General features: G+C 62.9%; 21 protein-coding genes. 11 read left to right on the top strand and 10 right to left on the bottom strand.

From position 1 onward, the window contains the following. The first annotated feature begins 99 nt into the window (after window positions 1–99). From Q390_RS0114790 to Q390_RS20565, 3 genes are all read left to right on the top strand, one after another. Complete coding sequence (locus Q390_RS0114790; protein ID WP_084153945.1) at window positions 100–735, top strand: ANTAR domain-containing response regulator; 636 nt, start codon at window positions 100–102, stop codon at window positions 733–735. Between the two features lie 621 nt (window positions 736–1,356). Beyond that, window positions 1,357–3,621: a putative bifunctional diguanylate cyclase/phosphodiesterase gene (locus Q390_RS19625; protein WP_084153944.1), complete on the top strand. Its 2,265-nt coding sequence runs from the start codon at window positions 1,357–1,359 to the stop codon at window positions 3,619–3,621. Between the two features lie 14 nt (window positions 3,622–3,635). Next, window positions 3,636–5,201, top strand: coding sequence for a methyl-accepting chemotaxis protein (locus tag Q390_RS20565; protein WP_051603275.1), 1,566 nt, complete (start codon window positions 3,636–3,638; stop codon window positions 5,199–5,201). Between the two features lies 1 nt (window position 5,202). Here the strand turns inward: Q390_RS20565 and Q390_RS0114775 are convergent, their stop codons facing one another. After that, window positions 5,203–5,904: a dienelactone hydrolase family protein gene (locus tag Q390_RS0114775; RefSeq protein WP_027996758.1), complete on the bottom strand. Its 702-nt coding sequence runs from the start codon at window positions 5,902–5,904 to the stop codon at window positions 5,203–5,205. Between the two features lie 174 nt (window positions 5,905–6,078). Here Q390_RS0114775 and Q390_RS0114770 point away from each other — a divergent pair, with 174 nt between their 5' ends. Beyond that, complete coding sequence (locus Q390_RS0114770) at window positions 6,079–6,711, top strand: MarC family protein (protein WP_027996757.1); 633 nt, start codon at window positions 6,079–6,081, stop codon at window positions 6,709–6,711. Window positions 6,712–6,732: 21 nt separating this feature from the next. Here Q390_RS0114770 and Q390_RS0114765 read toward each other — a convergent pair whose 3' ends face one another. Beyond that, window positions 6,733–7,566, bottom strand: coding sequence for a TlpA family protein disulfide reductase (locus Q390_RS0114765; RefSeq protein WP_027996756.1), 834 nt, complete (start codon window positions 7,564–7,566; stop codon window positions 6,733–6,735). A 284-nt stretch (window positions 7,567–7,850) separates the two neighbouring features. Here Q390_RS0114765 and Q390_RS0114760 point away from each other — a divergent pair, with 284 nt between their 5' ends. From Q390_RS0114760 to Q390_RS0114740, 4 genes are all read left to right on the top strand, one after another. After that, complete coding sequence (locus tag Q390_RS0114760) at window positions 7,851–9,536, top strand: isovaleryl-CoA dehydrogenase (RefSeq protein ID WP_027996755.1); 1,686 nt, start codon at window positions 7,851–7,853, stop codon at window positions 9,534–9,536. 214 nt (window positions 9,537–9,750) lie between these two features. Beyond that, complete coding sequence (locus Q390_RS0114755) at window positions 9,751–10,950, top strand: threonine ammonia-lyase (RefSeq protein ID WP_027996754.1); 1,200 nt, start codon at window positions 9,751–9,753, stop codon at window positions 10,948–10,950. A gap of 111 nt (window positions 10,951–11,061) precedes the next feature. After that, window positions 11,062–11,229, top strand: coding sequence for a hypothetical protein (locus Q390_RS19995; protein ID WP_156949919.1), 168 nt, complete (start codon window positions 11,062–11,064; stop codon window positions 11,227–11,229). Between the two features lie 303 nt (window positions 11,230–11,532). Next, the gene (locus Q390_RS0114740; protein WP_027996753.1) at window positions 11,533–13,404 is read left to right on the top strand and encodes a phosphoenolpyruvate carboxykinase (GTP); all 1,872 of its coding nucleotides are present in this window, start codon (window positions 11,533–11,535) and stop codon (window positions 13,402–13,404) included. A 193-nt stretch (window positions 13,405–13,597) separates the two neighbouring features. On the opposite strand, the gene Q390_RS0114735 is transcribed toward Q390_RS0114740, so the two are convergent. Continuing rightward, window positions 13,598–13,816 carry a hypothetical protein gene (locus Q390_RS0114735; RefSeq protein WP_027996752.1) on the bottom strand — a complete coding sequence of 73 codons (219 nt, stop codon included), beginning with the start codon at window positions 13,814–13,816 and terminating at the stop codon, window positions 13,598–13,600. Window positions 13,817–13,978: 162 nt separating this feature from the next. Between Q390_RS0114735 and Q390_RS0114730 the strand changes: the two genes are divergently transcribed. Then, a complete protein-coding gene (locus tag Q390_RS0114730; RefSeq protein ID WP_027996751.1) occupies window positions 13,979–14,806 on the top strand; it encodes a metallophosphoesterase in 828 nt (275 codons plus the stop codon). A gap of 82 nt (window positions 14,807–14,888) precedes the next feature. After that, window positions 14,889–15,311 (top strand): universal stress protein, encoded by a 423-nt coding sequence (locus Q390_RS0114720; protein WP_027996750.1) that lies wholly within the window; start codon window positions 14,889–14,891, stop codon window positions 15,309–15,311. Window position 15,312: 1 nt separating this feature from the next. Here the strand turns inward: Q390_RS0114720 and Q390_RS0114715 are convergent, their stop codons facing one another. Next, the gene (locus Q390_RS0114715; RefSeq protein WP_027996749.1) at window positions 15,313–15,927 is read right to left on the bottom strand and encodes a TetR/AcrR family transcriptional regulator; all 615 of its coding nucleotides are present in this window, start codon (window positions 15,925–15,927) and stop codon (window positions 15,313–15,315) included. Between the two features lie 250 nt (window positions 15,928–16,177). Between Q390_RS0114715 and Q390_RS0114710 the strand changes: the two genes are divergently transcribed. After that, the gene (locus tag Q390_RS0114710) at window positions 16,178–16,621 is read left to right on the top strand and encodes a flavin reductase family protein (protein WP_084153943.1); all 444 of its coding nucleotides are present in this window, start codon (window positions 16,178–16,180) and stop codon (window positions 16,619–16,621) included. A gap of 133 nt (window positions 16,622–16,754) precedes the next feature. On the opposite strand, the gene Q390_RS0114705 is transcribed toward Q390_RS0114710, so the two are convergent. Genes Q390_RS0114705 through Q390_RS0114680 form a run of 6 tightly spaced genes read right to left on the bottom strand, consistent with a single transcriptional unit; the run spans window position 16,755 to window position 23,626 of the window. Next, window positions 16,755–17,372: a nitrous oxide reductase accessory protein NosL gene (locus tag Q390_RS0114705; RefSeq protein WP_084153942.1), complete on the bottom strand. Its 618-nt coding sequence runs from the start codon at window positions 17,370–17,372 to the stop codon at window positions 16,755–16,757. 7 nt (window positions 17,373–17,379) lie between these two features. Next, window positions 17,380–17,943 (bottom strand): nitrous oxide reductase accessory protein NosL, encoded by a 564-nt coding sequence (locus Q390_RS0114700; protein ID WP_027996746.1) that lies wholly within the window; start codon window positions 17,941–17,943, stop codon window positions 17,380–17,382. A 44-nt stretch (window positions 17,944–17,987) separates the two neighbouring features. Next, window positions 17,988–18,800, bottom strand: a complete 813-nt coding sequence (locus tag Q390_RS0114695) for an ABC transporter permease (RefSeq protein WP_027996745.1) — start codon at window positions 18,798–18,800, stop codon at window positions 17,988–17,990. Window positions 18,801–18,811: 11 nt separating this feature from the next. Further along, window positions 18,812–19,714: an ABC transporter ATP-binding protein gene (locus tag Q390_RS0114690; protein WP_211250479.1), complete on the bottom strand. Its 903-nt coding sequence runs from the start codon at window positions 19,712–19,714 to the stop codon at window positions 18,812–18,814. 4 nt (window positions 19,715–19,718) lie between these two features. Next, window positions 19,719–20,993, bottom strand: coding sequence for a nitrous oxide reductase family maturation protein NosD (locus tag Q390_RS0114685; RefSeq protein ID WP_027996743.1), 1,275 nt, complete (start codon window positions 20,991–20,993; stop codon window positions 19,719–19,721). Then, the gene (locus Q390_RS0114680; RefSeq protein ID WP_027996742.1) at window positions 20,990–23,626 is read right to left on the bottom strand and encodes a NosR/NirI family protein; all 2,637 of its coding nucleotides are present in this window, start codon (window positions 23,624–23,626) and stop codon (window positions 20,990–20,992) included. The genes Q390_RS0114685 and Q390_RS0114680 overlap by 4 nt, the downstream gene beginning before the upstream one ends. Window positions 23,627–23,654: the final 28 nt, after the last annotated feature.

Raw genomic sequence — 23,654 nt, 5'->3', positions numbered from 1 at the left:
GGCCCGCTGCATTCGCATGGTTCTGCGCCGTGCCTCTCCTGCACTGGTGGCCTTTGTCGCCGCCACCGTGCGCGCCCTCTTCGAAACCAGCGAGCTGCCATGAATACCAGCGCCGTCTCTGCCACCACGGCCACTGTTGCGACGATCGCCGCCCCCGCCCATCTGCTGCTGGTGGACGACAACCGGCTGATTCTGGCCACCATGGCGGCTGGCTTGCGTGCGGCCGGCTACCGCACCAGCACTGCCGAATCGGTGGACGATGCCGAAGCACTACTCACCAGCGGCGTGCGCCCCGACCTGGTCATCCTAGACATGCACATGCCGGGGCACAGCGGCCTGGCTCTGGCACAGCGTCTGCGCGACCTGCAGCACCTTCCCTTCTTGGTGTTCAGCGCCTACAGCGACTCGGCCACCGTAGAGCACGCTTCGCACCTGGGCGCACTCAGCTACATGGTCAAACCCCTGGCCATCAGCCAGATCCGCCCGACCATTGAAGCGGCGCTGCAGCGTGCGCGCGAACTCCATGCCCTGCGCCAGACGCGACAGCAACTGCAAGAAGCGCTGGACGGCGACCGTGACATCAACGTCGCCACTGGCATCACCATGGTGCAGTACCGACTGCAGCGCAGCGCCGCCTTTGATCTGCTGCGCTCAGCGGCACGCACCCAACGGCGAAAAATCGCCCATATTGCGGTGGAAATCATCCAGAACAGCGAAAAACTGCACTGTCAATAGTGCAAAAGTCTTAGGCACAAAAAGACCCTATTAACGCAACTTTCTGTGAAAATCGTCACATAGTTCGCCCAAATGTGACCAAATTACCGAGCTGCCCTGCCCTTGCAGCCCGGTCTCCTGAGGCCCAGAACCTGCCTCGCCGCCGCTTGCGCCAGCCAGCGCAAGCCAGCCATCCTGCCTGCCCAGGAGTTCATGTGCCTATGTTCAGATTTATTGCCTTGCCAGCCCGACGCTTTGGCTGGGCCGCTGCTGCCCTCTCGGCCCAAAAGGTGGGGAGATGTGTGCCATGCAGACACCGCACCTCAGCAGCGCCTGGGCACTGCGGCGTGCTTGCGCCAGCGCTTCTTGCAAGAATTAGAAAGAATTTTCTGAATGAAATAGTTACATTTAGATCTTCTGCGGTGCGTGGCGTTCCTGCATTCGGCGGCCTGGCGGGGGCCCTTGCCAAAGCGCACGGCTCAGTACATCTCTAAAAACCAATGCAAGTTCCCCTGCGCAACCGTAACCAGTCCATGGCTGAACTGCTGAATGCCTCTGGACACACCATTGACACGTCGCCGCTGGTGAGGCGTTCAATGCACGCTGGGTACGACAACATCAGCACCCACCTCGACCCATGCTATGGCACCCCACACATCCCCTGATCGCAGCTTGGGCATCACCGTTCCCCTGTACCGCAGCGGGGACTGGGGCTACGGCCTGTTCTCCCACTTTCGTATCGGCACGCGCCTGACCGCCATGATGGTCGTGGCCGCCGTGGTGGCGGTACTGCTGGCCACGCTGGGCATACAAGGTCTGGCCACCTCCAACGAAAGCCTGCGCCAGGTCTATGAAGAGCGCATGAAGCCGATGCAGGCGCTGGCACACATTTCGCATCTGATGCTGGCCAACCGACTGCAACTGCAGATCGCTCTGCGAGAAGCCGCCGCTCCCAGCGACCCCGCCGTAGCCCGTGGCGTGGCCGACACACTGCAGCGCAACATGGAGGACATCGACCAGTTGTGGCGCGCCCACCAAGCCCAGGCACGCACCCACAACCCACAAGAGTACCCGCTGGCAGAACGCTTTATCCGCCGACGCGAGCAATATGTGGTTGAAGCCATCCAGCCGGCCATCCAAGCCCTGCGCGCTCTGGCCTACCGCGACGTCAGCGCGCCGGCCTCGCGCGCCCAAGCCCTCTACGAGAGCACCAACACGGAAATCCAGGCCCTGATCAACCTGCAGCTCGACGCCGCCCAGGCCACCTACGGCGCTGGCATGCAGCGCTACCAGCAAACCTGGTGGATTTCCATCAGTGCACTGCTCACCGCCATGGCGCTGCTGAGTCTGCTGGGCGTGCTGCTGATCCGCTCTCTCGTCCGACCGCTGCGGCACGTGATCCAAGTGTTTCGGCACATTGAAAGCGGCAAGCTCGATACCCCCATCGACCTACGGGGCAGCGACGAAATCAGCGATGTCATGCGCGCGCTGCAGACCCTGCAGGTCACGCTGGATACCAACGCCAAAGCCATCCACCAACTGGCCTATTACGACCCGCTCACGCAATTGCCCAACCGTCGGCTGCTGCGCGAACGGATGGAGGCCGCCCTGCTGGCCAGCGGTCAAGACATCCAGCACCGTGCGCTGTTGCTGCTAGACCTGGACAACTTCAAGACCATCAACGACACCCAGGGCCACGAAGTGGGCGACCAACTGCTGGTCGAGGTCGCCCAGTCCCTGCGCAGCGTCATCGGCGAGCGCGGTACCATCGCGCGCCTCGGTGGCGACGAGTTTGTCATCCTCCTGAACGATCTACCAGCGCAGGAAAGCAGCGCGCGCGAACACGTCAAGCACGTGGCACAACAACTGCTCACCATCCTGAAAAAACCCAGCACGCTGGCCGGCCACATCCAGCGCACCAGCGCCAGCATCGGCATCTGCCTATTTCAACGCAACAACGCCACCGCCAAAGACCTGCTCAAACGCGCCGACGTCGCCATGTACCAGGCCAAAGCCGACGGGCGCAACGGCTTTTGCTTCTTCAACCCCGCCATGCAGGCCCAGCTCGACGCCCGCACCGCGCTGCAGTGCGCGCTGCACGGCGCGGTCGATGCGGGGCAGTTCCAGTTGCACTTCCAGCTCCAGGTCAATGCCCAGCGCCAGGCCCTGGGCGCCGAAGTGCTGCTGCGCTGGACACACCCGCAATTTGGCAGCATTTCACCTGGCGTATTCATCCCGATCGCGGAAGACTCGGGCCTGATCCTGGTGCTGGGCGAATGGGTGCTGCAGCAGGCCTGTCTCCAGCTCAAGCGCTGGGAAGACAGCGCGCTGACCAGCGATCTGGTGCTGGCCGTGAACGTCAGCGCACGCCAATTCAGCCACCCCGATTTCGTCACCCAGGTGCAAGGCGCCCTGCAGCACAGCGGCGCCAACCCGGCCCGATTGGTGCTAGAGCTGACGGAAAGCCTGGTACTGCAAGACATTGCCGACACGATTAACACCATGCAGATGCTGCGCCGCCAGGGAGTGCGCTTCTCCCTGGATGACTTTGGCACCGGCTACTCGTCGCTCTCGCACCTCAAGCAACTGCCGCTGTACCAGCTCAAGATCGATGGCAGTTTTGTGCAGGACATCGTCACCGACCCCAGTGACCAGGCCATGGTGCAAACCATGGTCGATATGGCGCACAACCTCGGCATGGACGTGATCGCCGAGGGTGTTGAAACCGAAGCACAACGCCAGGCTCTGCTGCGCCTGGATTGCCCGACCTACCAGGGCTACCTGTTTGCGCGGCCCCTGCCGCTGGCGCAGTTCGAGCAATCGCTGGAACAACAAGCCACGCGGGCGGCTAGCGCCACTTCATCCATCTCACCCCCCTCCACCCCAGCCCTGCCAATGCGCGCCTAACCCCACCACCTTCCATGAACCGCTTCAAAATCTCGACCCGCGTGGCCCTTCTGGCCAGTCTGCTGTCATTGCTCGTGCTGGCCATGGGCGGCCTGGGGCTGTGGGGTGTCAGCCAATCCAACGCTGCCCTGCACGCCATGTACGAAGAGAACCTGAGCAAGGCCGCAGAGATTGGTCAGGTTCAAGCGCTGCTGCTGCGTCAGCGCGTGCTGCTGGCGACTGCGCTGGTGACGCCCGACGAGGCCACCCTCAGCGCCAACACGGCAGCGGTGGACACGAATATCGCCAGCATCACCCGCATCTGGAACAGCTACCTGGCGCGCCCACACAGCCCGGCCGAAGTGCAACTGGCCACCAGCTTCACCGAGAACCGGGGCCGCTTTGTCCGCGAAGGTCTGCTGCCCACCGTGGCCGCACTGCGCGCCCACGACATCCCCGCCGCCACCCAGTCCGTGGTCGAGAAGGTACGCACCCTCTACACCCCCGTCGGCGTCGGCATTGACGCACTGCTGCAATGGCAGCTGGAGCAAGGCAAAGCGGCTTACCAGGCGGCCGATGCCCGCTACGCCACCCTGCGCTCCGCCGCCATTGCGGCCGTGGTATCGGGCCTGCTGTTTGCCGCCCTGTTCACCGCCGTACTGGTGCGCGGCATTTCGCGCTCACTGCAGCAGGCCATCGAGGCGGCTGAAACCATTGCCAAGGGCGACTTGAGCCAGCCCATCACCACCACCGGCCACGACGAATCTGCCCAAGTGCTGCGCGCGCTGGCCACCATGCAACAGCAACTGACGCACATCGTGGCTGACATCCGCAGTGGCGGTGAAAACGTCGCCAGCGCCTCCAGCCAGATCTTTACCGGCAACAGCGACTTGGCCACCCGCACCGAACAACAGGCCAGCGCGCTGGAGCAGACTGCCGCCGCCATGGAGCAACTCAACGCCACCGTGCAACACAACGCCGACAACTCGCGCCAAGCGGAACAACTGGCCACCAGCGCCAGCAACGTCGCGCTGCGCGGCGGCCAAGTGATGGGCCAGGTGGTGGCCACCATGCAGGACATCCAGACCTCGTCGGGCAAGATCGCTGACATCATTGGCGTGATCGACGGCATTGCCTTTCAGACCAACATCCTGGCCTTGAACGCCGCCGTCGAAGCCGCACGCGCGGGCGAACAGGGGCGCGGCTTTGCCGTCGTGGCATCGGAGGTGCGCAGCTTGGCGGGGCGCTCGGCCACAGCGGCCAAAGAGATCAAAGACCTCATCCAGGCCAGCGTTGCGCGCGTCAGCCAGGGCACCGCCTTGGTTGACACCGCCGGCGCCACCATGCAGGAAGCCGTCACCGCCATCCAGCGCGTCACCACCCTCATGACCGACATCCGCAGCGCCGGTGTCGAGCAAAGCAGCGGCATGGCACAAATTGGCATCGCCGTACAGCACCTGGACCAAAGCACCCAGCAAAACGCAGCACTGGTCGAAGAACTGTCGGCTGCCGCGCGCAGTCTGCAAGACCAGGCCCAAGACCAGGTGCAGACCATTGCCGTCTTCACCCTGGGCCGCCACGCCAACACTCTGGCCACCTGAATCAGACCGGCTCGGCCCCCAGGTGCCGGGCAAAAAACGCCAACGTGCGCGCATGTGCGCTGGCTGCCGCTGCCGCGTCATAGGCGCCGCGCTGTTCACAGTGAAAGCCATGGTCGGCGTCATACAGATACACCTGCACCGGCGGCTGTGCAGCAGCAAACTGCTGCACGCTGGCCTGCGAAATAAACGCATCCAGACGACCAAAATGCGCCAGCACCGGACAGCGCGGCGTGCGCGCCTTCTCGACCTGGTTCGTCATGCCGCCGCCGTAATAGCACACCGCCGCCGCCAGCCCGGGCACAGTACAGGCCGCGCGCCAGGCCAGCAAACCACCCCAGCAAAACCCGACCACCCCCACCGGCCCGGCACTGCGCGCATCGGCGTAGTCGATGGCCGCCTGGATATCAACCAGCACGCCGGCGTCCGGCAAAGCCTCGGCCGCCGCCTTGAGCGACTTGGCCTGCGCCATGTCTGCCGCGCCATAGCCCAGATCCACATCTGCCTGCACCCGCGCAAACAGCGCCGGCGCCACCGCCAAATAACCAACGCGCGCCCAGCGCTCGGTCACGTCACGAATGTGCGCATTGACCCCAAAAATTTCCTGCAGCACCACCAACGTGCCCCGTGCCGGGCCCACCGGCTCAGCCACCCAGGCCGGTACGACAAAACCATCGCTGCCAGTCAAATCAATCCATTGGCCCATGACCCTGCTCCTTCTCGTGTTGCACGCACCCCTGGGGAAATAGGCAAAATCGCCCGCCCCACGGCAGCCACGCAGTGCTGTAATAGCACGCGCTTGTAGCGGTCCAGCATTCTTGCAGGAGCGCCCATGCAACGCAAAGCGCCCTCCTGCACCCGCCTTTTTCCGAAGCTCCTCATGGATCTGAAACCCCTCATCACCTTGCTGGCCATCGTCAACCCGCTGGCCATCGTGCCGTTTTTCATCCACTACACACAGGGGTTTTCGCCGGCGCAGCGCAAACAAACCATCTACACCGCCGCCTTCAGTGCGTTTTGCGTCATCGCCATCTGCGCCCTGCTCGGACTGCAGATTCTGGAATTCTTCAACATTTCGCTGCCCAGTTTCCAGGTGGGCGGCGGCCTGCTGCTGCTGATCAGCGCCATGAACATGCTCAACGCCCAGCCGGCGGAAGCCAAGCCGCTGACCAACGAACTCGAAGAAGGCGCAGAAAAAGCCGCCGCCGGCTCCAGCATTGCGGTGGTGCCGCTGACCATTCCGCTGCTGACCGGCCCGGCCAGCATGTCCACCGTGGTGATCTACGCCGACCGCGCACAAAACCTCTGGCAGCACGCCGCGCTAATTGGCTATGGCGTCGTCATTGGCTTGGCCACCGTGGTGTGCTTCTCGCTGGCCGACCCGATCGCCCGCGTGCTCGGTAAAACCGGCATCAACGTCATGACCCGCCTGATGGGTTTGATATTGGCTGCGCTGGCCGTCGAAGTGATGGCCGACGGGCTGGGGAAACTGTTTCCGCTGCTGGCGCGCTAACGCCGCACGGCCCTAGCCGCTTCACGGCCTGACTGACGCAGGCCCCACAGCCTCGGGCCAACGTGCCAAACGCTGCGCCAAGGAAGCATCCGACAACTCCCCAGTGCGCACATCCACCAGCGCGCCGCTGGCATCAAAAAAGAATGTTGTCGGCAGCGCCCGTTCCTGAAAATGCCGCGCCAGCGCGCCGTGCTCGTCCAGCAGCACGTTGTGCAGCACCAGCCCCTTGAGCGCCAGAAAGCGCTGCACCGTCTCGCGCGATTCATGCTGGTTGGCAAAAACAAAATGCACGCCCGGGTACTGCTGCTGCGCGCGTTGCAACGCCGGCATTTCGCGCTGGCACGGCGGACACCAAGTGGCCCACAGGTTCAGCACCACCGGGCGCCCGGCAAAGTCGGCCAGCAGCTGCTCGCCCGCCTCCAGCCGCCCCAGTGACAACGCCGGCAATTGCGGCCCATGCGCGTTCAGGCGCACCAGCAACACCGTGCCGCCCCACCACACGCCCGCGGCCACCAGCAGCGTGACCCACAGCGCGCGCCGCTGCGGCCGGTGGCGCCCAGCCAGCCAAGCGGTGTAGCCGGCCACCGCCAGCCAGCCGGCCAGCGCATCCCATCCGCCATCGCGCACGTTCAATATCTGCCACGGCGCATCGGCATAGACCGCAGCAAAGTCCAGCACAAACGACACCCGCGCCACCAGCAAACCCAGCCACAGCGCACGCCACACCTGCGGCGCCACGTCAACCTGCCAACGCCGGCGCAACTGCCACGCAGCTCCACTGGCCAGCGCCAAGGCGAGCCCCAGCAGCACCAGTTCGCCCGGAAACGACAGTGGGCCCACAGTCAAGGAAGCCATGCCGGCCTTTCAAAAATTGGTAGGAGATACGCCGCAATACAGCCAAGCAGAATGGCCAAACACCGCAAACATTTTAAAAATGATAGCAAACACTGCTTGGAGAATAACGCTGTCAAATACAAGCAGGCCTACTCCAGCACGGCCCACGCCTTTCAAGCGTTGCATCCAGTGACCGGTGTTTCGCCTTGCCCGAGCCTGCACCGATCGCACGGCTCCCCTCTGACGCATGAACCGGGGAAAATCACTACCGCCGCCCACCGCCCAGCCCGAGAACGGAGTCCGCCATGGCCAGCCGCACGCACGAGGTGTTCAACCAATTTGACGATCTATCCGACTACCGCCTGTTCGATACCGACCCGGCGCTGAGCGAGGCCTTGCAACGCGCTGGCGCTGATTGGGCGCGGCCACAGTTGTCGGCGTATGGCGCGCAACTGGGCCGCGCCGAAACCTGGCAGCTGGCGCGCGACGCCAACCGCCATCCGCCCGAGCTGCAGCGCTTTGATGCGCGTGGGCGGCGCATGGACCGCGTGGAGTTTCACCCCAGTTGGCACGCGTTGCTGGCGCGGTACCGCGCGCAGGGCTGGGTGGCCATGCCGTTTCGTGGCGAGCAGCCGGGCCGCTGGAGCGCTTGGGCGGCGGGCTTTTATCTGCACGGCCAAGTCGAGCAGGGCACGCTGTGCCCGGCGACCATGACGACCGCCAGTATTGCGCTGCTGCAAAAGGAGCCGGCGCTGTGGGCGCAGCTGCAGGGCCCGCTCTACAGCGACGCTTACGACGCGCGCGATCTGCCGCTGGCCGACAAGACCTCCATCTGGCTGGGCATGGGCATGACCGAAAAACAGGGCGGCTCGGACGTGCGCGCCAACACCACGCAGGCCACACCGTTGCATTCGGGCCGCGGCGCGGGCGGGCGCGGCGGCGAATACCTGCTGCGCGGGCACAAGTGGTTTTTCTCGGCGCCGATGAGCGACGCGCACTTGGTGGTGGCGCAGACGCCGCAGGGCGGGCCGGCCTGTTTTTACGTGCCGCGATGGCGCCCCGACGGCAGTCTGAACGCGGTGCAAGTGCAGCGCCTCAAGAACAAGGTCGGCAACCGCAGCAATGCCAGCGCCGAGGTCGAGTTCGATGGCGCCTGGGGCGTGCTGCTGGGCGAGGAAGGGCGCGGCATTGCCACCATCCTGGCGATGGCCAGCATGACGCGGCTGAACTGCGTCATTGGTAGCGCCGCCCTCCTGCGCCAGGCCACGGTGCAGGCGCTGGCCTATGCGCGCCAGCGCCGTGCCTTTGGCAAGGTACTGGCGGCGCAACCGTTGATGCGCGCCGTGCTGGTGGATCTGGCACTGGAGAGCGAGGCCGCGCTGGTGCTGGCCATGCGCCTGGCGCAGGCTTACGAGCACGAAAGCGCCGGCGCCAGCGACCCGCTGCAGCGCGCCTGGAAGCGCATCGTCACACCAGCGGCCAAGTTCTGGGTCTGCAAACGTGCCGTGGAGCTGACGGGTGAGGCGATGGAGGTGCTGGGCGGCAATGGCTATGTCGAGGACAGCGTGCTGGCGCGGCTGTTTCGCGAGGCACCGGTGAATTCGATCTGGGAGGGCTCGGGCAACGTGATGTGCCTGGACGTGCTGCGCGCACTGGCACGCGAGCCTGAGGCAGCACAGGCGCTGCTGGCCGACCTGCACGACGCGGGCGCCGGCGAGCCGCGCATCCTGGCGGCACTGCAAGCACTGCGCACCCTGCTGGCCAGCGCGCCCGAGCAGCTCGAAGCGCTGGGCCGCGTGCTGGTGCAGCGGCTGGTACTGCTGGCCCAGGCCTGCCTGCTGCGCCAGCAGGCGCCCGCTGCCGTGGCCGATGCTTTTATCGCCACGCGCCTGGAGGGCAGCAGCAGGGATGGCGCCGGACGCGTGGTCGGCGCCCTCGACACACGCGCCATGGACGTGGACGCGATGCTGGCGCGGGCGTTTACCGGCTGAGGGGCAGACAGCACACTGAGATACCTTATTAAAAAGATAGCGCATACCGCTGGCAAAACAATCGTTTCAGATATAAAACAGTCTGAAAGCCATTCAATCCAAGCGCCTACAGCTCACTTTTTATAGCTTTACTGGGCTTCTCAAGCGCTGTGGTCAGGCGCTGCAAGTACCCACAATCGCCTCCGGGCGAGGCGTTCTATCACGACAATTGCCCATGCTCCAACTTCAAGATATCCGCGACGCCGCCGTGCGTCTGCAAGGCCAGGTGCTGGATACGCCCTGTGTCGAATCCAAAACCCTGTCGCAGATCGTCGGCGCGCAGATTTTTCTGAAATTTGAAAACCTGCAGTTCACCGCCTCCTTCAAAGAGCGCGGTGCGTGCAACAAGCTGGCGCAGCTGACGCCCGAGGAGCGCGCGCGCGGCGTGGTGGCGATGAGTGCCGGCAACCATGCGCAGGGCGTGGCCTACCACGCGCAGCGGCTGGGGATTCGCGCCGTCATCGTCATGCCGCGCTTTACGCCGGGGGTAAAGGTCGAGCGCACGCGCGGCTTTGGCGCTGAGGTGGTGTTGCACGGTGACTCGCTGGAAGAAGCCAGCGCCCACGCGCACGCGCTGGCCGATGCCCAGGGGCTGGTGTTCGTCCATCCTTATGACGACGAGGCCGTGGCCGCCGGGCAAGGCACGCTGGGACTGGAAATGCTGGCTGCCGTGCCGGACTTGGACACGCTGGTGATTGCCGTCGGCGGCGGCGGGCTGATGGCGGGCGTGGCGACGGCGGCGCGCGCGCTGCGGCCAGACATCACGCTGATTGGCGTGCAGACCACGCGCTTTCCGGCGATGGTGAATGCCGTCAAGGGCACGCAGTATCCGCAGGGCACTTCGACCATCGCCGAGGGCATTGCCGTCGGCACGCCCGGCACTATGACCCAAGAGGTCATCAAGCGCTTGGTGGACGACTTGGTGCTGGTGGACGAGGGCGACATCGAACAAGCGGTGCTGATGCTGCTGGAGATTGAGAAAACCTTGGTCGAGGGCGCGGGCGCAGCCGGACTGGCGGCGCTCTTGCGCTACCCCGAGCGCTTTGCTGGCAAAAAGGTCGGCTTGGTGCTGTGCGGCGGCAATATCGATCCGCTGCTGCTGGCCTCGATCATTGAGCGCGGCATGGCGCGTTCGGGCCGCTTGGCGCGCATCAAGGTCAGCGCACGCGACACGCCCGGTGCGCTAGCGCGCATTACCGCTACGGTGGCCGATGCCGGCGCCAATATCGAGGAAGTGCACCACCAGCGCGCCTTTACGCTGCTGGCGGCGCAGAACGTCGAGATCGAGCTGGTGCTGCAAACACGCGGCCATGCGCATGTGGCGCAGGTGCTGGAGCAGTTGCGCAGCGCCGGCTTGGAAGCGGTGATGCTCTGAGCCTGCGGGCGTGCCGCCGATGGGCCGGACAACACACAGAAACAGCGCTGCGGTCTAAGATGGCAGCGCAAACCGTCTTGCCCTTTGGCTCCACCCTCTGGAGAGAACACCATGTCCCTGCCCAACGCCTCCGCCGCTCCTGCGGCAGCCCCGCCCTTCGCTGATGCCCAGTTGCCCGACGCCGTCGAGGCCGTGGTGCCCTATATACCGCTGGTCATTCCAGCGGTCGGCGCAGTGATGATTTTTCTGCTGGCGATGATTGCCGTGTATATGGCGTGAACCCGCTGCAAGCCCTCACGCCCGCAGGACGGCCGTCCCCACCCCCGCGTTGCGGGGTTTTTTTATCGCTGTGCAGGGCCCTACTGCAAAACATATATGCATAACATCATGCTTTTTATGCATGATTTTGATATCCCTTGGGCAGACAAAAAGCGGACAGCTTCTTAAAATCGATAGCCCAGCCAATTTTGCGTAGCCGGGCAGCGACCCCGCCGCCGAGTGAGTTCATCAGCTGTTTTTTCAAAGGCCGTGCCGAGCGCGCTTCCTTTGAAAAAACTGTTTTTCACTTCAAGGATGCGCCCGATGAATTCTCCCCACATGCAAGGCCTGAGCCTCAACGCTCCCGCTTACGTCAAAAATGCCCGCCTGCTGGCGTGGGTGGCCGACATGGTGGCCTTGTGCAAGCCCGCCAACATCCATTGGTGCGACGGCAGCAAAGAAGAATACGACCTGCTGTGCCAGCAATTGGTCGATTCCGGCACCTTCAAAAAACTCAACCCCGCCAAGCGCCCGAACAGCTTTTTGGCTTGCTCCGATCCGTCTGACGTGGCGCGCGTCGAAGACCGCACCTACATCTGCTCCGCACAAAAAGAAGACGCCGGCCCAACCAACAACTGGATGGCTCCGGCCGAAATGCGTACTACGCTGCAGCCGCTGTTTGACGGCTGTATGCAAGGCCGGACCATGTATATCGTGCCGTTCAGCATGGGCCCATTGGGCAGCCACATCGCCCACATTGGCGTCGAGCTGACCGACAGCGCCTACGTCGCCGTCAACCAGAAACTGATGACGCGCATGGGCAAAGCGGTGTACGACGTGCTGGGCGTGGAAGGCGAATTTGTGCCGTGTATGCACACCGTCGGTGCGCCGCTGGCGGCGGGCGAGAAGGATGCGACCAGCTGGCCGTGCAATCCCGACACCAAATACATCGTGCATTTTCCTGAGACGCGCGAAATTTGGTCGTATGGCTCGGGCTACGGCGGCAACGCGCTGCTGGGCAAGAAGTGCCTGGCGCTGCGCATTGCCTCGACCATGGGCCGCAAGGAAGGCTGGCTGGCCGAGCACATGCTGATCCTGGGCGTGACCAACCCCGCCGGCAAAAAATACCACGTGGCAGCGGCTTTCCCGAGTGCGTGTGGCAAGACCAACTTCTCGATGCTGGTGCCGCCCGAGGCTGGCTTTGCGGGCTGGAAAGTCACCACCATTGGCGACGACATTGCGTGGATCAAGCCGCAAGCCGACGGCAAGATGATGGCCATCAACCCCGAAGCCGGCTACTTTGGTGTGGCTCCCGGCACCAACATGCACACTAACCCCAACTGCATGTTGTCGCTGAACCAGGACGTCATCTTCACCAACGTCGCCCTGACCGATGACGGCGACGTCTGGTGGGAAGGCATGGAGCAGGACACCGGCGTGATCCCGGATCACCTGATCGACTGGCAAGGCCGCGACTGGACGCCGCAAATCGCCAAGGAAACCGGCGCCAAAGCCGCGCACCCGAATTCGCGCTTTACCGTGGCTGCGACCAACAACCCCGCCATCGACCCGGCCTGGGACGACCCGGCTGGCGTGGCGATTGATGCCTTCATGTTTGGCGGCCGCCGCTCGACCACCGTGCCGCTCGTCACCGAAGCGCGCAACTGGACGGAAGGCGTTTACATGGCCGCGACCATGGGTTCTGAGACCACCGCTGCCGCCTTTGGTCAGCAAGGTGTGGTGCGCCGCGACCCGTTCGCCATGCTGCCGTTCTGCGGCTACAACATGAGCGACTACTTCCAGCACTGGCTGGACACCGGCGCCAAGCTGGCCGCTGCCGGCGCCACGCTGCCGCGCATCTACACCACCAACTGGTTCCGCAAGAATGCCGCGGGCAAGTTTGTCTGGCCCGGTTATGGCGACAACATGCGCGTGCTGAAGTGGATGATTGACCGCATCGAAGGCCAGGTGCACGGCGAAGAAACTGCACTCGGCGTGGCACCGAAGTATGAGGAAATCAACTGGACGGGTCTGGAGTTCTCGCCCGAGCAGTTCCAGATCGTGACCAGCATCGATGTTCCCGCGTGGCAGGAAGAGCTCAAGTTGCACGACGCGCACTTTGAAAAGCTGGCCTACCACATGCCCCAGGCCTTGCTCGATACCAAAGCGGCGCTGGCAAAGCGTTTGGCCGGTTAATTCCGCCCTCCGGCGCACGGGCCTGCCAGCGCAGGCCCGCCCTGCGCCCTCCCAAAGCCGCGTTGTTGTTCAGCACGCGGCTTTTTTGTAGCGCACGGTTGGTGTCGGCGAAAAAAACCGTGCGCAAGGCACGGTTGGAAGCAGCAGTCAGGCGCTGCGCCTGGACCTCTCAGGAGACACGAAAAATACCCAATCAGTCACCGTGGCGGCTGAGGGCGCAGGTCAGGTCGGTCATGACGCGCGGATCGGCCAGCGCCATGCTCCACAAAGCCCGCTCGGCACGCTCTTGGCGGCGTGCCTGGCTCCAGGCATGGAACACGGCGCGCACGCTATGCACGATATGGGCGATCTGGCGGGCCGGCTGAGTGGCGCGCATGGCAGGGAAATAGGTGGCGTGGGCAAGAGCGGTCATGGTGGTGATCTTTGTCAAAAAAGCGCACTGGATAAGTGCCATGCCGTCATCATAAGGGTTAACCCTAGTCATACTACTGCAGCAACCCAATGCCCTCACGCCGGGTGCAGCTTGACGCTGGCAGCCCCGGCAACGACTGAAGCGAGGCGGCGACAATCGGCCATGAAAATCCAGCTGCTGTCCGATCTGCACCTTGAAGTCCATCCCCACTTCGTGCCCCTGCCGACCCCCGGCGCCGACGTGCTGGTGCTGGCCGGGGACATTGGCTCTTACCAGAGCGGCTCGCAACTGAGCGATGACCATTTTGGTCTGGAGCGGTTTGCCGGCTGGCCGGTACCGGTGATTTTTGTCCCTGGCAACCATGAGTACGACGCGCAGGACTTTGACGCGGCGCACGTCCGCCTGCGCGCCACTTGCGAGCGCCTGGGACTGCTGTGGCTGGAGCGGGAAACGCTGGTGCTGAACGGCGTGCGTTTTGTCGGCACCACGCTGTGGAGCGACTTTGACGCCTTGGCCGAGCAAGAGGGCAGCAGCGACCTGGCACGGCGTTTGCGCCAGCGCGACAAAGCCTTTCGGGCAGCCAACTTCTATTTGAAAAAAACCGGTGGCACCCGCGCTGAGGCACCTTTTCTGGCGCCTGCGGTACGCGCGCAAGGGCTGCTGTGCCAAGCATGGCTGCGCGCCGCCTTGGCCACGCCGTTTGCCGGCCCGACGGTGGCGGTGACGCACTTTGCCCCAAGTCTGCGCAGCGCCGACCCGCGCTATGGCCTGGTGCCCGGCACGGCCGGATTTTGCAATGCGCTGGACGATTGTCTGGAGCAGGTCCAGCTGTGGTTGCACGGTCACCTGCACGCCCCGACCGACTACACCGTGCAAGGCACGCACAGCGATGGCTCGCCCTGGCAATGCCGCGTCCTGACCAACCCGCTGGGCTATGCGCGCAAAGGCGAGCAAAGCGCCTTTGTAGCGCAAAACTGCATCACCTTATGATGCGGCCCACGCCCGACCGCCCAGCAGCGCAAGGACTGCGCCAGCGCGGCAGGCCCCCTGCTTCTTCATTTTTGGAAACTCCATGAACATCTTGCTTGCAGTCGATGGCAGCGCCTACACCAAGAAAATGCTGGCCTATCTGGCCACCCATGACTATTTGCAGGGCACCGCGCACCAATACACCGTGATCACGGTGCAGCCCGCATTGCCGGCACGCGCCCGGGCGGCGGTAGGCAAAGAGGTCGTCAACCAGTATTACGCCGACGAAGCCGACAAAGTGATGGGGCCGGTATGCAAATACCTCGAACGCCACGGCGTGACCGCCCAACGCGTTGCCAAGGTCGGCTCGGTCGGCGAAACCATTGCCAAATTCGCTGACGCAGAAAAATTCGACATGCTGGTGATGGGCTCGCGCGGCCACGGCGCACTGGCCACGCTGGTGATGGGATCGGTCACCATGCAGGTGCTGGCCAACAGCACGGTACCGGTGCTGATCGTGCGTTAAATCAGCGCGCCGCCAGACCGTCAAAGCAGATGCGCAACATCAGTTCGACGATCTCGACATCGGAGTACGGGCCAGCGTCCTGCAAAAAGCCCACCGCCGGATCGCAGGCACGGGCGTACAAGGTATAGAGCACCACGCGCGGCGGCAAGGCGGCATCAATAGTGCCCTGCTGCTGCGCCTCGGTGATCCACTGCTCCAGCCACTGGCTCACCAGCACCCACTCGCTCAGGCAGTCCTGGTGCGCCCTGAGCACCGCGCGCAGCGGCGAATGGCTGCCCGGCCACTGCGGGATTTCTTGTGCCAACAGGCGCTCCAGTGACCAGCCGACCACGGCGCGTAATTTGTCCAGCGGCGCGGTGTCGGGCTCCAGCGCCTCCAGATAGGCGCGCACCTGGGCCAGCAGTTGCACCACGGCGGCGCAGCACAGCGCTTCCTTGCTGCTGAAGTGCTTGTAAAGACTGGCCTTGGCAATGCCCACGGCATCGGCCACGTCGTCCATGGTCATCGCGGCAAAACTCTTTTTGCACAGTAATTGATGGGTCGCCTGAAGAATCGCGTCCTGGCGCACATCGAGCATCTGCTCACGAAAAGAACGCCGTGGCGTTACGCTGGTCATGGCCCGATCTTAGCCACCCGGCAAAAGACTTGAATCGCTCAGTCTATTGGCGACTTGGCAGTCGCGCTGCCTGCGCAGGGGGCGTGCAGGTTGGCGGCCAAGGGCGTGCCCAGCTGCGGACTGCACGATTTGGACAGGCGAACCATAATCGGCGGTTACGCCCCGATTGCTTTCGCCTTTGTCCTGTCTTCCTTTGCTTCAACCCCGACCACCCTCTTTTTCTTCTGCCGACTTTCGTTCAGCACTGGCCATGTTCGCCACCGGCGTCACCATCGTGACGGCGCGCAGCGCCCAGGGCGAGCTGATCGGACTGACGGCCAGCTCGTTCAACTCGGTGTCGCTGACGCCGCCGCTGGTGCTGTGGAGCTTGGCACGCAACGCGGCTTCGCTGGCGGTATTTTCCGCTGGCTCGCACTACGCCATCAATGTGCTGGGCGCGTGTCAGAAACCGCTGGCCGAGCGTTTTGCCACGCGCGGCATCGATCGCTGGACTGATGTCGAACACACCGCCGGTGTGAGCGGCGCGCCGCTGTTGCAGGGCGCCATCGCCACGTTTGAATGCTTCAACCGCAGTCGCTATGAGGAAGGCGACCATGTGATCTTTGTCGGCGAGGTCGAGCGCTGCACGCACAACGCCGGCGCCTCGCCCTTGCTGTACCACGGTGGACGGTTTTATACCGAGCATCCGCTGTGAATATGCTATTTATTAAATAGCTATCAGCGCAGGCCAAAATTGACATACAGATATAAATCAGCCTGAAATGACCGCAGAACAAGCGGCTACAGCTATCAAATAAGTATTTTTCGAAGTGCACTGTCCAGTGCGCTCAGTGCTGATGGCGTGTACTCATCTGCTGCAACATCTGCGCATCAATGGCGCCCAGCACACGCACTTCGCCACCACGCTGCTGGGCGAACTGTTCGGCGGCACGGCGTGTAGCAAAGGCCGGCAGATTGCCCGTGCGCATCGGCCCCAGGGCGTTGGAGCCATGCACATAGAACGCGGCACCGGCATCAATCCAGTCTTTGCTGGTGACGTCGGTGACATAGCGTGCCACGATGTCGCTGGCCGTGCGCCCGGCGCTGTAGCGCGGCACGTCGTTCAGATAGACCAGCAGGCTCAAGGGAGAGTCAAAAAACTGCGCGTCGCCGTTGGCAAAAATCACCTGACCGGCCCAGTCAGGCGAGCGGCCCGGGAACATGCCGCACACCGGACAGCGCGCGCCGGCGGGCACGGCACGGGCGGCACTCAGCGGCAGCCCCAAAGCCGGGTCATACGGCGTGGGCGGTGCGACCACACAAAAATCGGTGTCGATCTCGGCTGTGGCCCCAGGCGCCGCGGCCATGCGCAACGCGGCTGCGCCCCACCAGCCGAAGGCTGCCAGCAGTAGCACAGCAGCGGCTAAGGCCCAGGGCGTGGGCCGAAAATGCCAAGGCAAGCGCATGGCCCGTTTACATCCGGGTATCGTGCAGGGCGCCGCCACTCAGATCGACCATGGCAGCGGTGATCTCGCCAAAGCGCAGCACCTTGCCACCATATTCAGCAGCAAATTTGCGTGCATCAGCTTCTTGCGCAAAGCTACCAATGGTCGTACCCATGGAGCCGTGGCGCTTGCTGCCCAGCACATAGATGCCGGTCTTGGCATCGATCCAGTGGCCCACGGGCTGCTCCCAGTTGGCTTGGCCCATGTCTTGCACATAGACGGCTTTGACGGCGCGCACTTGCTCGCCCACCAGCAGGGTGCTGAACAGTTCGACGGTGTCGCAGAAAAAAACCGGTTGCGTCTGGCCAGCGTAATACACCTGCGCCTTCGGGCCGGGGTAGTCGGAAAGCAACATGCCATCGAGTTCACAACTGGTGGAGCGGTCGATTTCGACCGGCGCCAGCGTTTGCGCGGTGCTGCCCTGTTCGCCGCAACCCACCACGCCACCGAGCGCACTGATGCCGCCCAGGGCCATCAAGGCGGTCAGGCGCAGCAGATCGCGGCGCGGGCTGCAAACAGCGTTTTCAGCCATATCCTCAGCGCCAGGGCGACGCTGACAGGAGCAAGGTTTGTTTGTCATTTGAATCTCCAACGTGCCAGCGCCAACGGCAGCACAATCCAGGCAGCCATCACGCCGCCCATCACCAGGGGACTGCCCAGCGAAGCTGGCAGGATGCTGGTCAAACCATACAAAATGCGCACATCTTCGAGCGAAAACACGTTCAGGATGCGAAACACATCCGCCGGGTTCAGCAGCAGCAGCCAGGCAAAGGCATCGCCGCCAAAGCTGCCGCCGGTACCGACCAATATGCCCAGCAGCAACAGGTCAAACACCAGCACAAAGAAAAACCACATGGCAATGGCCAGACCCGAGGCGCGTGTGCGGTCGCGGGCGATGACCGACATCAGCACGGCCATACTCAAAAACGCCAGTCCCAACAGCACCGAGCTGACCATGAAACCGATGTAGTGGTACAGCCCGGCCCAGCTGATCTGCTGGTACAACAGCACCGCCACCAGGCTAAAGCCGACCAGCGTGGACAGCGTCAGCGCGGCGGCCAAGCCGAGATATTTGCCCAGCAGCAATTCGAGCCGCGTGATCGGTAGCGACAGCAACAGATCCAGCGAGCCACGCTCGCGCTCGCCGACGATGGCGTCAAAGCCAAGCAGCAGAGCGATCAGCGGAATCAGGTAGATCACCAGACTGACCAGGCTGGCGATGGTGAACTCGATCGAGCGAAAACCTACAGCACCTTGTTGCGCGCCGCCAAAGTAGGCGATGACAAGCGAGAACACAGTGAACACCAGCGTCACGGCCAGCACCCAGCGGTTGCGCATCCGGTCGCGAAACTCCTTGGCGGCAATGGTGAAAATTTGCGTGAATTCCATGGTGTGGTCTTTTAATCCGAAAACCCGAAGAACACATCCTCAAGTGACGGCTCCTGCATATTGATGTCGAGGATGCGCGCACCCAACGGCGCCAGCGCCGCCAGCACCGCCATTTTCTGTTCACGCGGACAGGCCAGGCGCAAACCCAGGGGCAGGGGCTCGGGGATGGTGCCAATGGCCTGTACCAGCGCCTGCGCCACGGCGGGCACGTCGGCATCGTCCACACGCAGATCGAATACCAGCGGCATATGTGTTTGCTCGCGCAGCTCCTGCACGCTGCCCAGGGCTTGCACTTTGCCCGCTGCCAGAATGGCCAGACGGCCGACGCGCTCTTGCAGTTCGGCCAGGATGTGCGAGGTGATGATGATGGTCACGCCCTCGCCTTGCAAGTCGCGCAACATGGCATAAAAATCGCGAATCGCCTGGGGGTCGAGGCCACTGGTGGGCTCGTCGAGGAACAGCACCTGGGGCGAACCCAGCAAGGCCTGGGCAAAACCCAGCCGCTGGCGCATACCTTTGGAGTATTCACGCACCGGCCGTTTGCCGGCGTGCGCCAGCCCGACCCGATCGAGCACGCCTTGGCACTGATCCAGGGGTGCACCTTTGAGGCGGGCAAAAAAATGCAGTGTCTCCAGGCCGCTGAGATTGTCGTAGAGCACGACGTTCTCAGGCAGATAACCGAGATGGCGGCGCGCGGCACGAAACCCGCGCCCGCGCACCGAGGCACCGCCGACCAGAATGTCGCCGGCCGTCGCGGGCACCAAGCCCAGCATCATCTTGAACAAGGTGCTTTTTCCGGCGCCGTTGTGGCCGATGAGGCCAAAAATTTCGCCTCGTGCAATGTCCAGATCAACGCCGGCCACCGCGTGCAGCGCACCGTAATGCTTGGTCACGCCACGCAGCGAGACCGCCATGTCGTTATTGACCGGGGAAGTGCTTACCACGCCATTCGCTCCAATTTTTGTGTGTCGGCTGCATGTGCGGCTTGGGGTCAATGACCGAAGGCACACGCAAAATAGGAAATTGCTGGCCCACCAGGCGCAGCGCCTGCACTGCGGGGCTGGCCAACAGGAGTTTCATGCTGGGATAGCGCCAGTTGAGGCGGTCCACCATATCATTGGCTTCGTAGCGCACGTCGCCAATGCCATTGCCATCGCGGTCCCAACCCAGATAGTTGCTCCAGTGGTTCCCGCTCTCGGCCCCCCAAGTCTCATCGCGCGCGCCCACGTAGCGCACTTGCTCTCGATTACCAATGAAATCATTGCCCTCGACCACGTTGTGTGTGGAGCCGGCCGACAGGTGGACGCCAACCACATTGTCAACCACCAGATTGTTTTTCAACGAAACGTATTCGACGTCGTAGATAAAGAAGCCCCGCTTGTTGCCGGCCACCACGTTGCCTTCGACCACCGAGTCCTGCACCGAACGCAGCATGATGCCGTGGTCGGAATTGCCCCAGGCGCGGTTGTTGCGCACGGTCTGCTCGCGCACTTCCATCAGCGCCAAGCCACCGCGGTTGTAATAGGTTTCGTTGTCTTCCCAGACGTTGTAGTACGACGTCATGTAGTGCGTACCGTAGCGGCTGTGGTGCAGCTTGTTGCCACGAAAAGTGGCATGGTGCGACACATCGACATACAGCGCGTCGCGCACGAAGCTGATGTTGTTGTTCAGGATCTGCGCGCCCTTGGTGTTGTAGAGCTGGATGCCATTGCCGCGCTGGGCCGAATCGAATTCGCGCTTGCCGGTGATCAGATTGCCCTCGATGCGCACATCGTTGACTTTCTCAATCCACAGACCAAACAGGTTGTAGGTCAGGTCGCAGTAACGCACCACAGCGCGGTGCGCGCCAGGGTAGAGGTAGATACCGGCATTCTGGTCTTTCAGGTTGCTGCCTGAGTCGCGCACGATCAGACCTTCGATCACCACATCGGGGGCCGTGACACGGATGGTGTCGCCACTTTGCCCGCCGCTGATGGTGGGGCGATCGATGCCGCGCAGCGTCAGCGCTTTGTCGATCAGCAGATTGGCATGGTACATGCCGCGTTGCACTTCGACCACATCACCCGGCGCCGCCGCCGCAATGGCGGCTTGCAGATCCTGCCCTGGTTGCACCACCACGGTGGCCGCGCACGCCCATTGCGGCGCGGCCCAACTCAGCAGTACAAGACATGCTGAGCGAAAAACAACCTTCATAACGCCAGCCATCCCATCGATTTGAAAATCAGGAAAAGGATCGCTCCAATCATCAGATTCTTGAAGCCGACATAGCTCACCATGTCCACTACCCCAGCGACGCGGTAGTGATCGCGCCACCACAGGCCGTCCTTGACGTAGCGCTTGCCCGAAAGGCGGATCAGCACTTCGTACACGCTCCAGCCAAACCACCAGCCAATGATGGCGCCCGAAGACAACGTGCCCATGGCCGTCATGACCCAGGCCACTGTGGCCGCCACGGCGAGCGAGAGACCCGCAATCTGCAGCGCACGCTGGGAATGCCAGCCTTCGCTGCTCCAGGGCCACAGGTGGTCACGTACTTCCAGCCACAGCCACTGCACACCGCGTGCGCCGTTCTTGTGCGCGGGCAGCATCGGTGGGGTCGGCATCCGTGGATCAGGACCTTGGGCCGCCTTGGCGCTGATCTGCTCCGTGAAGCTGGTCGCCGGGTAAATCGGGATGAAATAGCCGTTGTCACCAATCGGCGTCATCTCGAGACCGTCTTTTTCACGCCGTTTGCGCTCCTTGGCCAGCGGCGGGCAGCCCTTGGTGTCGGTGTACAGGATCATGCAATCCAGACAGTGCAGGCATTCCCGGTGGTCGATGCGGCCATCGGCATCAATGGCTTGTGCGCCGCAGCCCACAGCGCAGGCCTTGCAACTGTTGCAATCTTGCTTGCGCTTCAAGCCAAACCAGCGGAAGGTACTGGGCATGGCCAGCGACGCGCCCAGCGGGCAGATGTATTTGCAGTACGGCCGCTCGATGAAGATCGACAGGCCCAGGATGGCGGCCACAAACAAACCATACGGCCAGGGGCGGTTAAAGACGCCAACCAGGAAGGTGGTCTTGAACGGCTCGACCTCGGAGAGCTTCTCGGCCAGGCCCATGGAGAACATGGACACCGTGATGAGACCAAAGAAAATGATGTACTTGAGCCACTTGAGTCGGTCATGCCAGCGCTGCGGTACCTGGGTCTGGAAACGCTTGAAACCGACTTTGCGCGCGACCTTGTAAATGGCTTCGGAGAGCGAACCGAACGGACACATCCAGCCGCAAAACAGCCCGCGCCCGAACAGAAACACCGTGATGATGATGAAGATCCAGAACAGGAAAATGAACGGATCCGTCAGGAACAGCGACCAGGTCCATTGGAACAACAGCGAGTGGAACCACGTCAGCACCTGGGTGATGGACGGCTGTGCCATGGCACCAAAGCCGACGAACACGATACTGAGAGCCCAGGCGGTATATTTGAAAGCGTTGACCGGCCACTTGTTCTTGTGTGTGGACAGGCGTGTGAGTTTTTCGCGGTAAGCGTAGACCACCCCGACCGCCACCAGCAGGATGACAAATAGCACGATCTCGACCGCGCGCGACTTCCAGATGCGCACCCAGGGCGCGTCAGGCTCAACCACCTTGGGGCGGCCACCTTCGAGCATGGAGCCTGGCAACCAATAAGGGGTATCGAAGCTGGTGAAGCTGCGGGCGCCGGTGGCGCGATCAACGCGGTTGCCCAGCAGGCTCAACTTCCAGGGATAGGCATCGGAGAACGCCTTGGAGCGAATGATGAAGATGGCCGATTCGTTGTAGCGGGGCGCGCCTGCGGCTTGCACGCCGTAGAGGTTCAAGTAATCCAGGTCACGGAAGGTAAAGGAATCGGCGCCCTGCCTGACCTGCACACGGTCGTACAAGCCACCACGCACGAAGCCCGAACCCTTGAACGACTCGCGCCCGGCGGTTCGGATGATGAAGATGGCGTGTTCGTTCTCTTTGAGCTGCTGCTTGAGGCTGTCCCAGCTGGTGGCACCCAGAATGCTCTTGCCGATGTCGGGGTGGCTCAAGTCACCGAACCACAGTTCGATGAAGGGGTCGGGACTGCGATCCTGGCCCAATTGTTCGGGCATGACACGCAGGTGCTGCACAGCGCCGCGCTTCACCAGTTCGTTCCAGGTGAGGGGTTCGCCCGTGACCTTGTAGCGAGCTGGTTCGCGCACCGTCGGCGCCAGGATGCCGACCTGCCGCGCCACGGCAGAGCCCGAGGCCATCATGACCTGGTTTTGCGCAATCACCGTGACCGTGGCGCCGGAGATGGCGTCTAGACCGACCACGTCCTCAGCGGGGCGGGACTGGCCAATTTCAATCTTGTCAGCGACTGATTTGCCGAGATACTGGTCGTTGAATTTCAGCAGCGCAGATTCCGGGATGCCCAGCAGCAGGATGGGCTCGGAGTGTTTGAGGACCTTGACGCCGACGAAATGGCCGGTCTTGTCCATGCCGATCAGCGTGACCACAGGCCGGCCCGAGTAGGCAGGTGTGTCGGTGATATCGGTCGAGAGCATCACATAGCCCAGCAACTGGCGGCCTTCGCCTGCCGTGTCATAGGCTTCAACGTAGGGCGGCTGGCCCTTGCGTTCAGAAAAATGGGTGGCGCCCGGAAACACGTCCTTGCACGGCAACAGCGCGCACATGTCTTTGGCGGTCGCCAGATCGGCTGGAAGTTCGGCTTCGTAAGTGCCTGTCCCCGCTGCCTGTACGCCTGGAGGGACAGCCGTCAGCGCAAGAATCAGCGCAACCCACAGAAGAGACAGAAAGCGGAATTTCGGCAAAAGCATCGGATATCCAAACAAGAAAAAAAGGGGT

The sequence above is a fragment of the Simplicispira psychrophila DSM 11588 genome, assembly GCF_000688255.1.
Lineage (GTDB): Bacteria > Pseudomonadota > Gammaproteobacteria > Burkholderiales > Burkholderiaceae_C > Simplicispira > Simplicispira psychrophila.
The sequence above is the reverse complement of the archived record's forward strand: the minus strand, read 5'-3'. Positions and strand labels throughout refer to the sequence as shown.

Excerpts from the sequence above, each read along its gene's own strand:
- Q390_RS0114790 (WP_084153945.1), top strand. The coding sequence starts at position 100 with ATGAATACCAGCGCCGTCTCTGCCACCACGGCCACTGTTGCGACGATC.
- Q390_RS19625 (WP_084153944.1), top strand. The coding sequence starts at position 1,357 with ATGGCACCCCACACATCCCCTGATCGCAGCTTGGGCATCACCGTTCCC.
- Q390_RS20565 (WP_051603275.1), top strand. The coding sequence starts at position 3,636 with ATGAACCGCTTCAAAATCTCGACCCGCGTGGCCCTTCTGGCCAGTCTG.
- Q390_RS0114775 (WP_027996758.1), bottom strand. The coding sequence starts at position 5,904 with ATGGGCCAATGGATTGATTTGACTGGCAGCGATGGTTTTGTCGTACCG.
- Q390_RS0114770 (WP_027996757.1), top strand. The coding sequence starts at position 6,079 with ATGGATCTGAAACCCCTCATCACCTTGCTGGCCATCGTCAACCCGCTG.
- Q390_RS0114765 (WP_027996756.1), bottom strand. The coding sequence starts at position 7,566 with ATGGCTTCCTTGACTGTGGGCCCACTGTCGTTTCCGGGCGAACTGGTG.
- Q390_RS0114760 (WP_027996755.1), top strand. The coding sequence starts at position 7,851 with ATGGCCAGCCGCACGCACGAGGTGTTCAACCAATTTGACGATCTATCC.
- Q390_RS0114755 (WP_027996754.1), top strand. The coding sequence starts at position 9,751 with ATGCTCCAACTTCAAGATATCCGCGACGCCGCCGTGCGTCTGCAAGGC.
- Q390_RS19995 (WP_156949919.1), top strand. The coding sequence starts at position 11,062 with ATGTCCCTGCCCAACGCCTCCGCCGCTCCTGCGGCAGCCCCGCCCTTC.
- Q390_RS0114740 (WP_027996753.1), top strand. The coding sequence starts at position 11,533 with ATGAATTCTCCCCACATGCAAGGCCTGAGCCTCAACGCTCCCGCTTAC.
- Q390_RS0114735 (WP_027996752.1), bottom strand. The coding sequence starts at position 13,816 with ATGACCGCTCTTGCCCACGCCACCTATTTCCCTGCCATGCGCGCCACT.
- Q390_RS0114730 (WP_027996751.1), top strand. The coding sequence starts at position 13,979 with ATGAAAATCCAGCTGCTGTCCGATCTGCACCTTGAAGTCCATCCCCAC.
- Q390_RS0114720 (WP_027996750.1), top strand. The coding sequence starts at position 14,889 with ATGAACATCTTGCTTGCAGTCGATGGCAGCGCCTACACCAAGAAAATG.
- Q390_RS0114715 (WP_027996749.1), bottom strand. The coding sequence starts at position 15,927 with ATGACCAGCGTAACGCCACGGCGTTCTTTTCGTGAGCAGATGCTCGAT.
- Q390_RS0114710 (WP_084153943.1), top strand. The coding sequence starts at position 16,178 with ATGTTCGCCACCGGCGTCACCATCGTGACGGCGCGCAGCGCCCAGGGC.
- Q390_RS0114705 (WP_084153942.1), bottom strand. The coding sequence starts at position 17,372 with ATGCGCTTGCCTTGGCATTTTCGGCCCACGCCCTGGGCCTTAGCCGCT.
- Q390_RS0114700 (WP_027996746.1), bottom strand. The coding sequence starts at position 17,943 with ATGGCTGAAAACGCTGTTTGCAGCCCGCGCCGCGATCTGCTGCGCCTG.
- Q390_RS0114695 (WP_027996745.1), bottom strand. The coding sequence starts at position 18,800 with ATGGAATTCACGCAAATTTTCACCATTGCCGCCAAGGAGTTTCGCGAC.
- Q390_RS0114690 (WP_211250479.1), bottom strand. The coding sequence starts at position 19,714 with ATGGCGGTCTCGCTGCGTGGCGTGACCAAGCATTACGGTGCGCTGCAC.
- Q390_RS0114685 (WP_027996743.1), bottom strand. The coding sequence starts at position 20,993 with ATGAAGGTTGTTTTTCGCTCAGCATGTCTTGTACTGCTGAGTTGGGCC.
- Q390_RS0114680 (WP_027996742.1), bottom strand. The coding sequence starts at position 23,626 with ATGCTTTTGCCGAAATTCCGCTTTCTGTCTCTTCTGTGGGTTGCGCTG.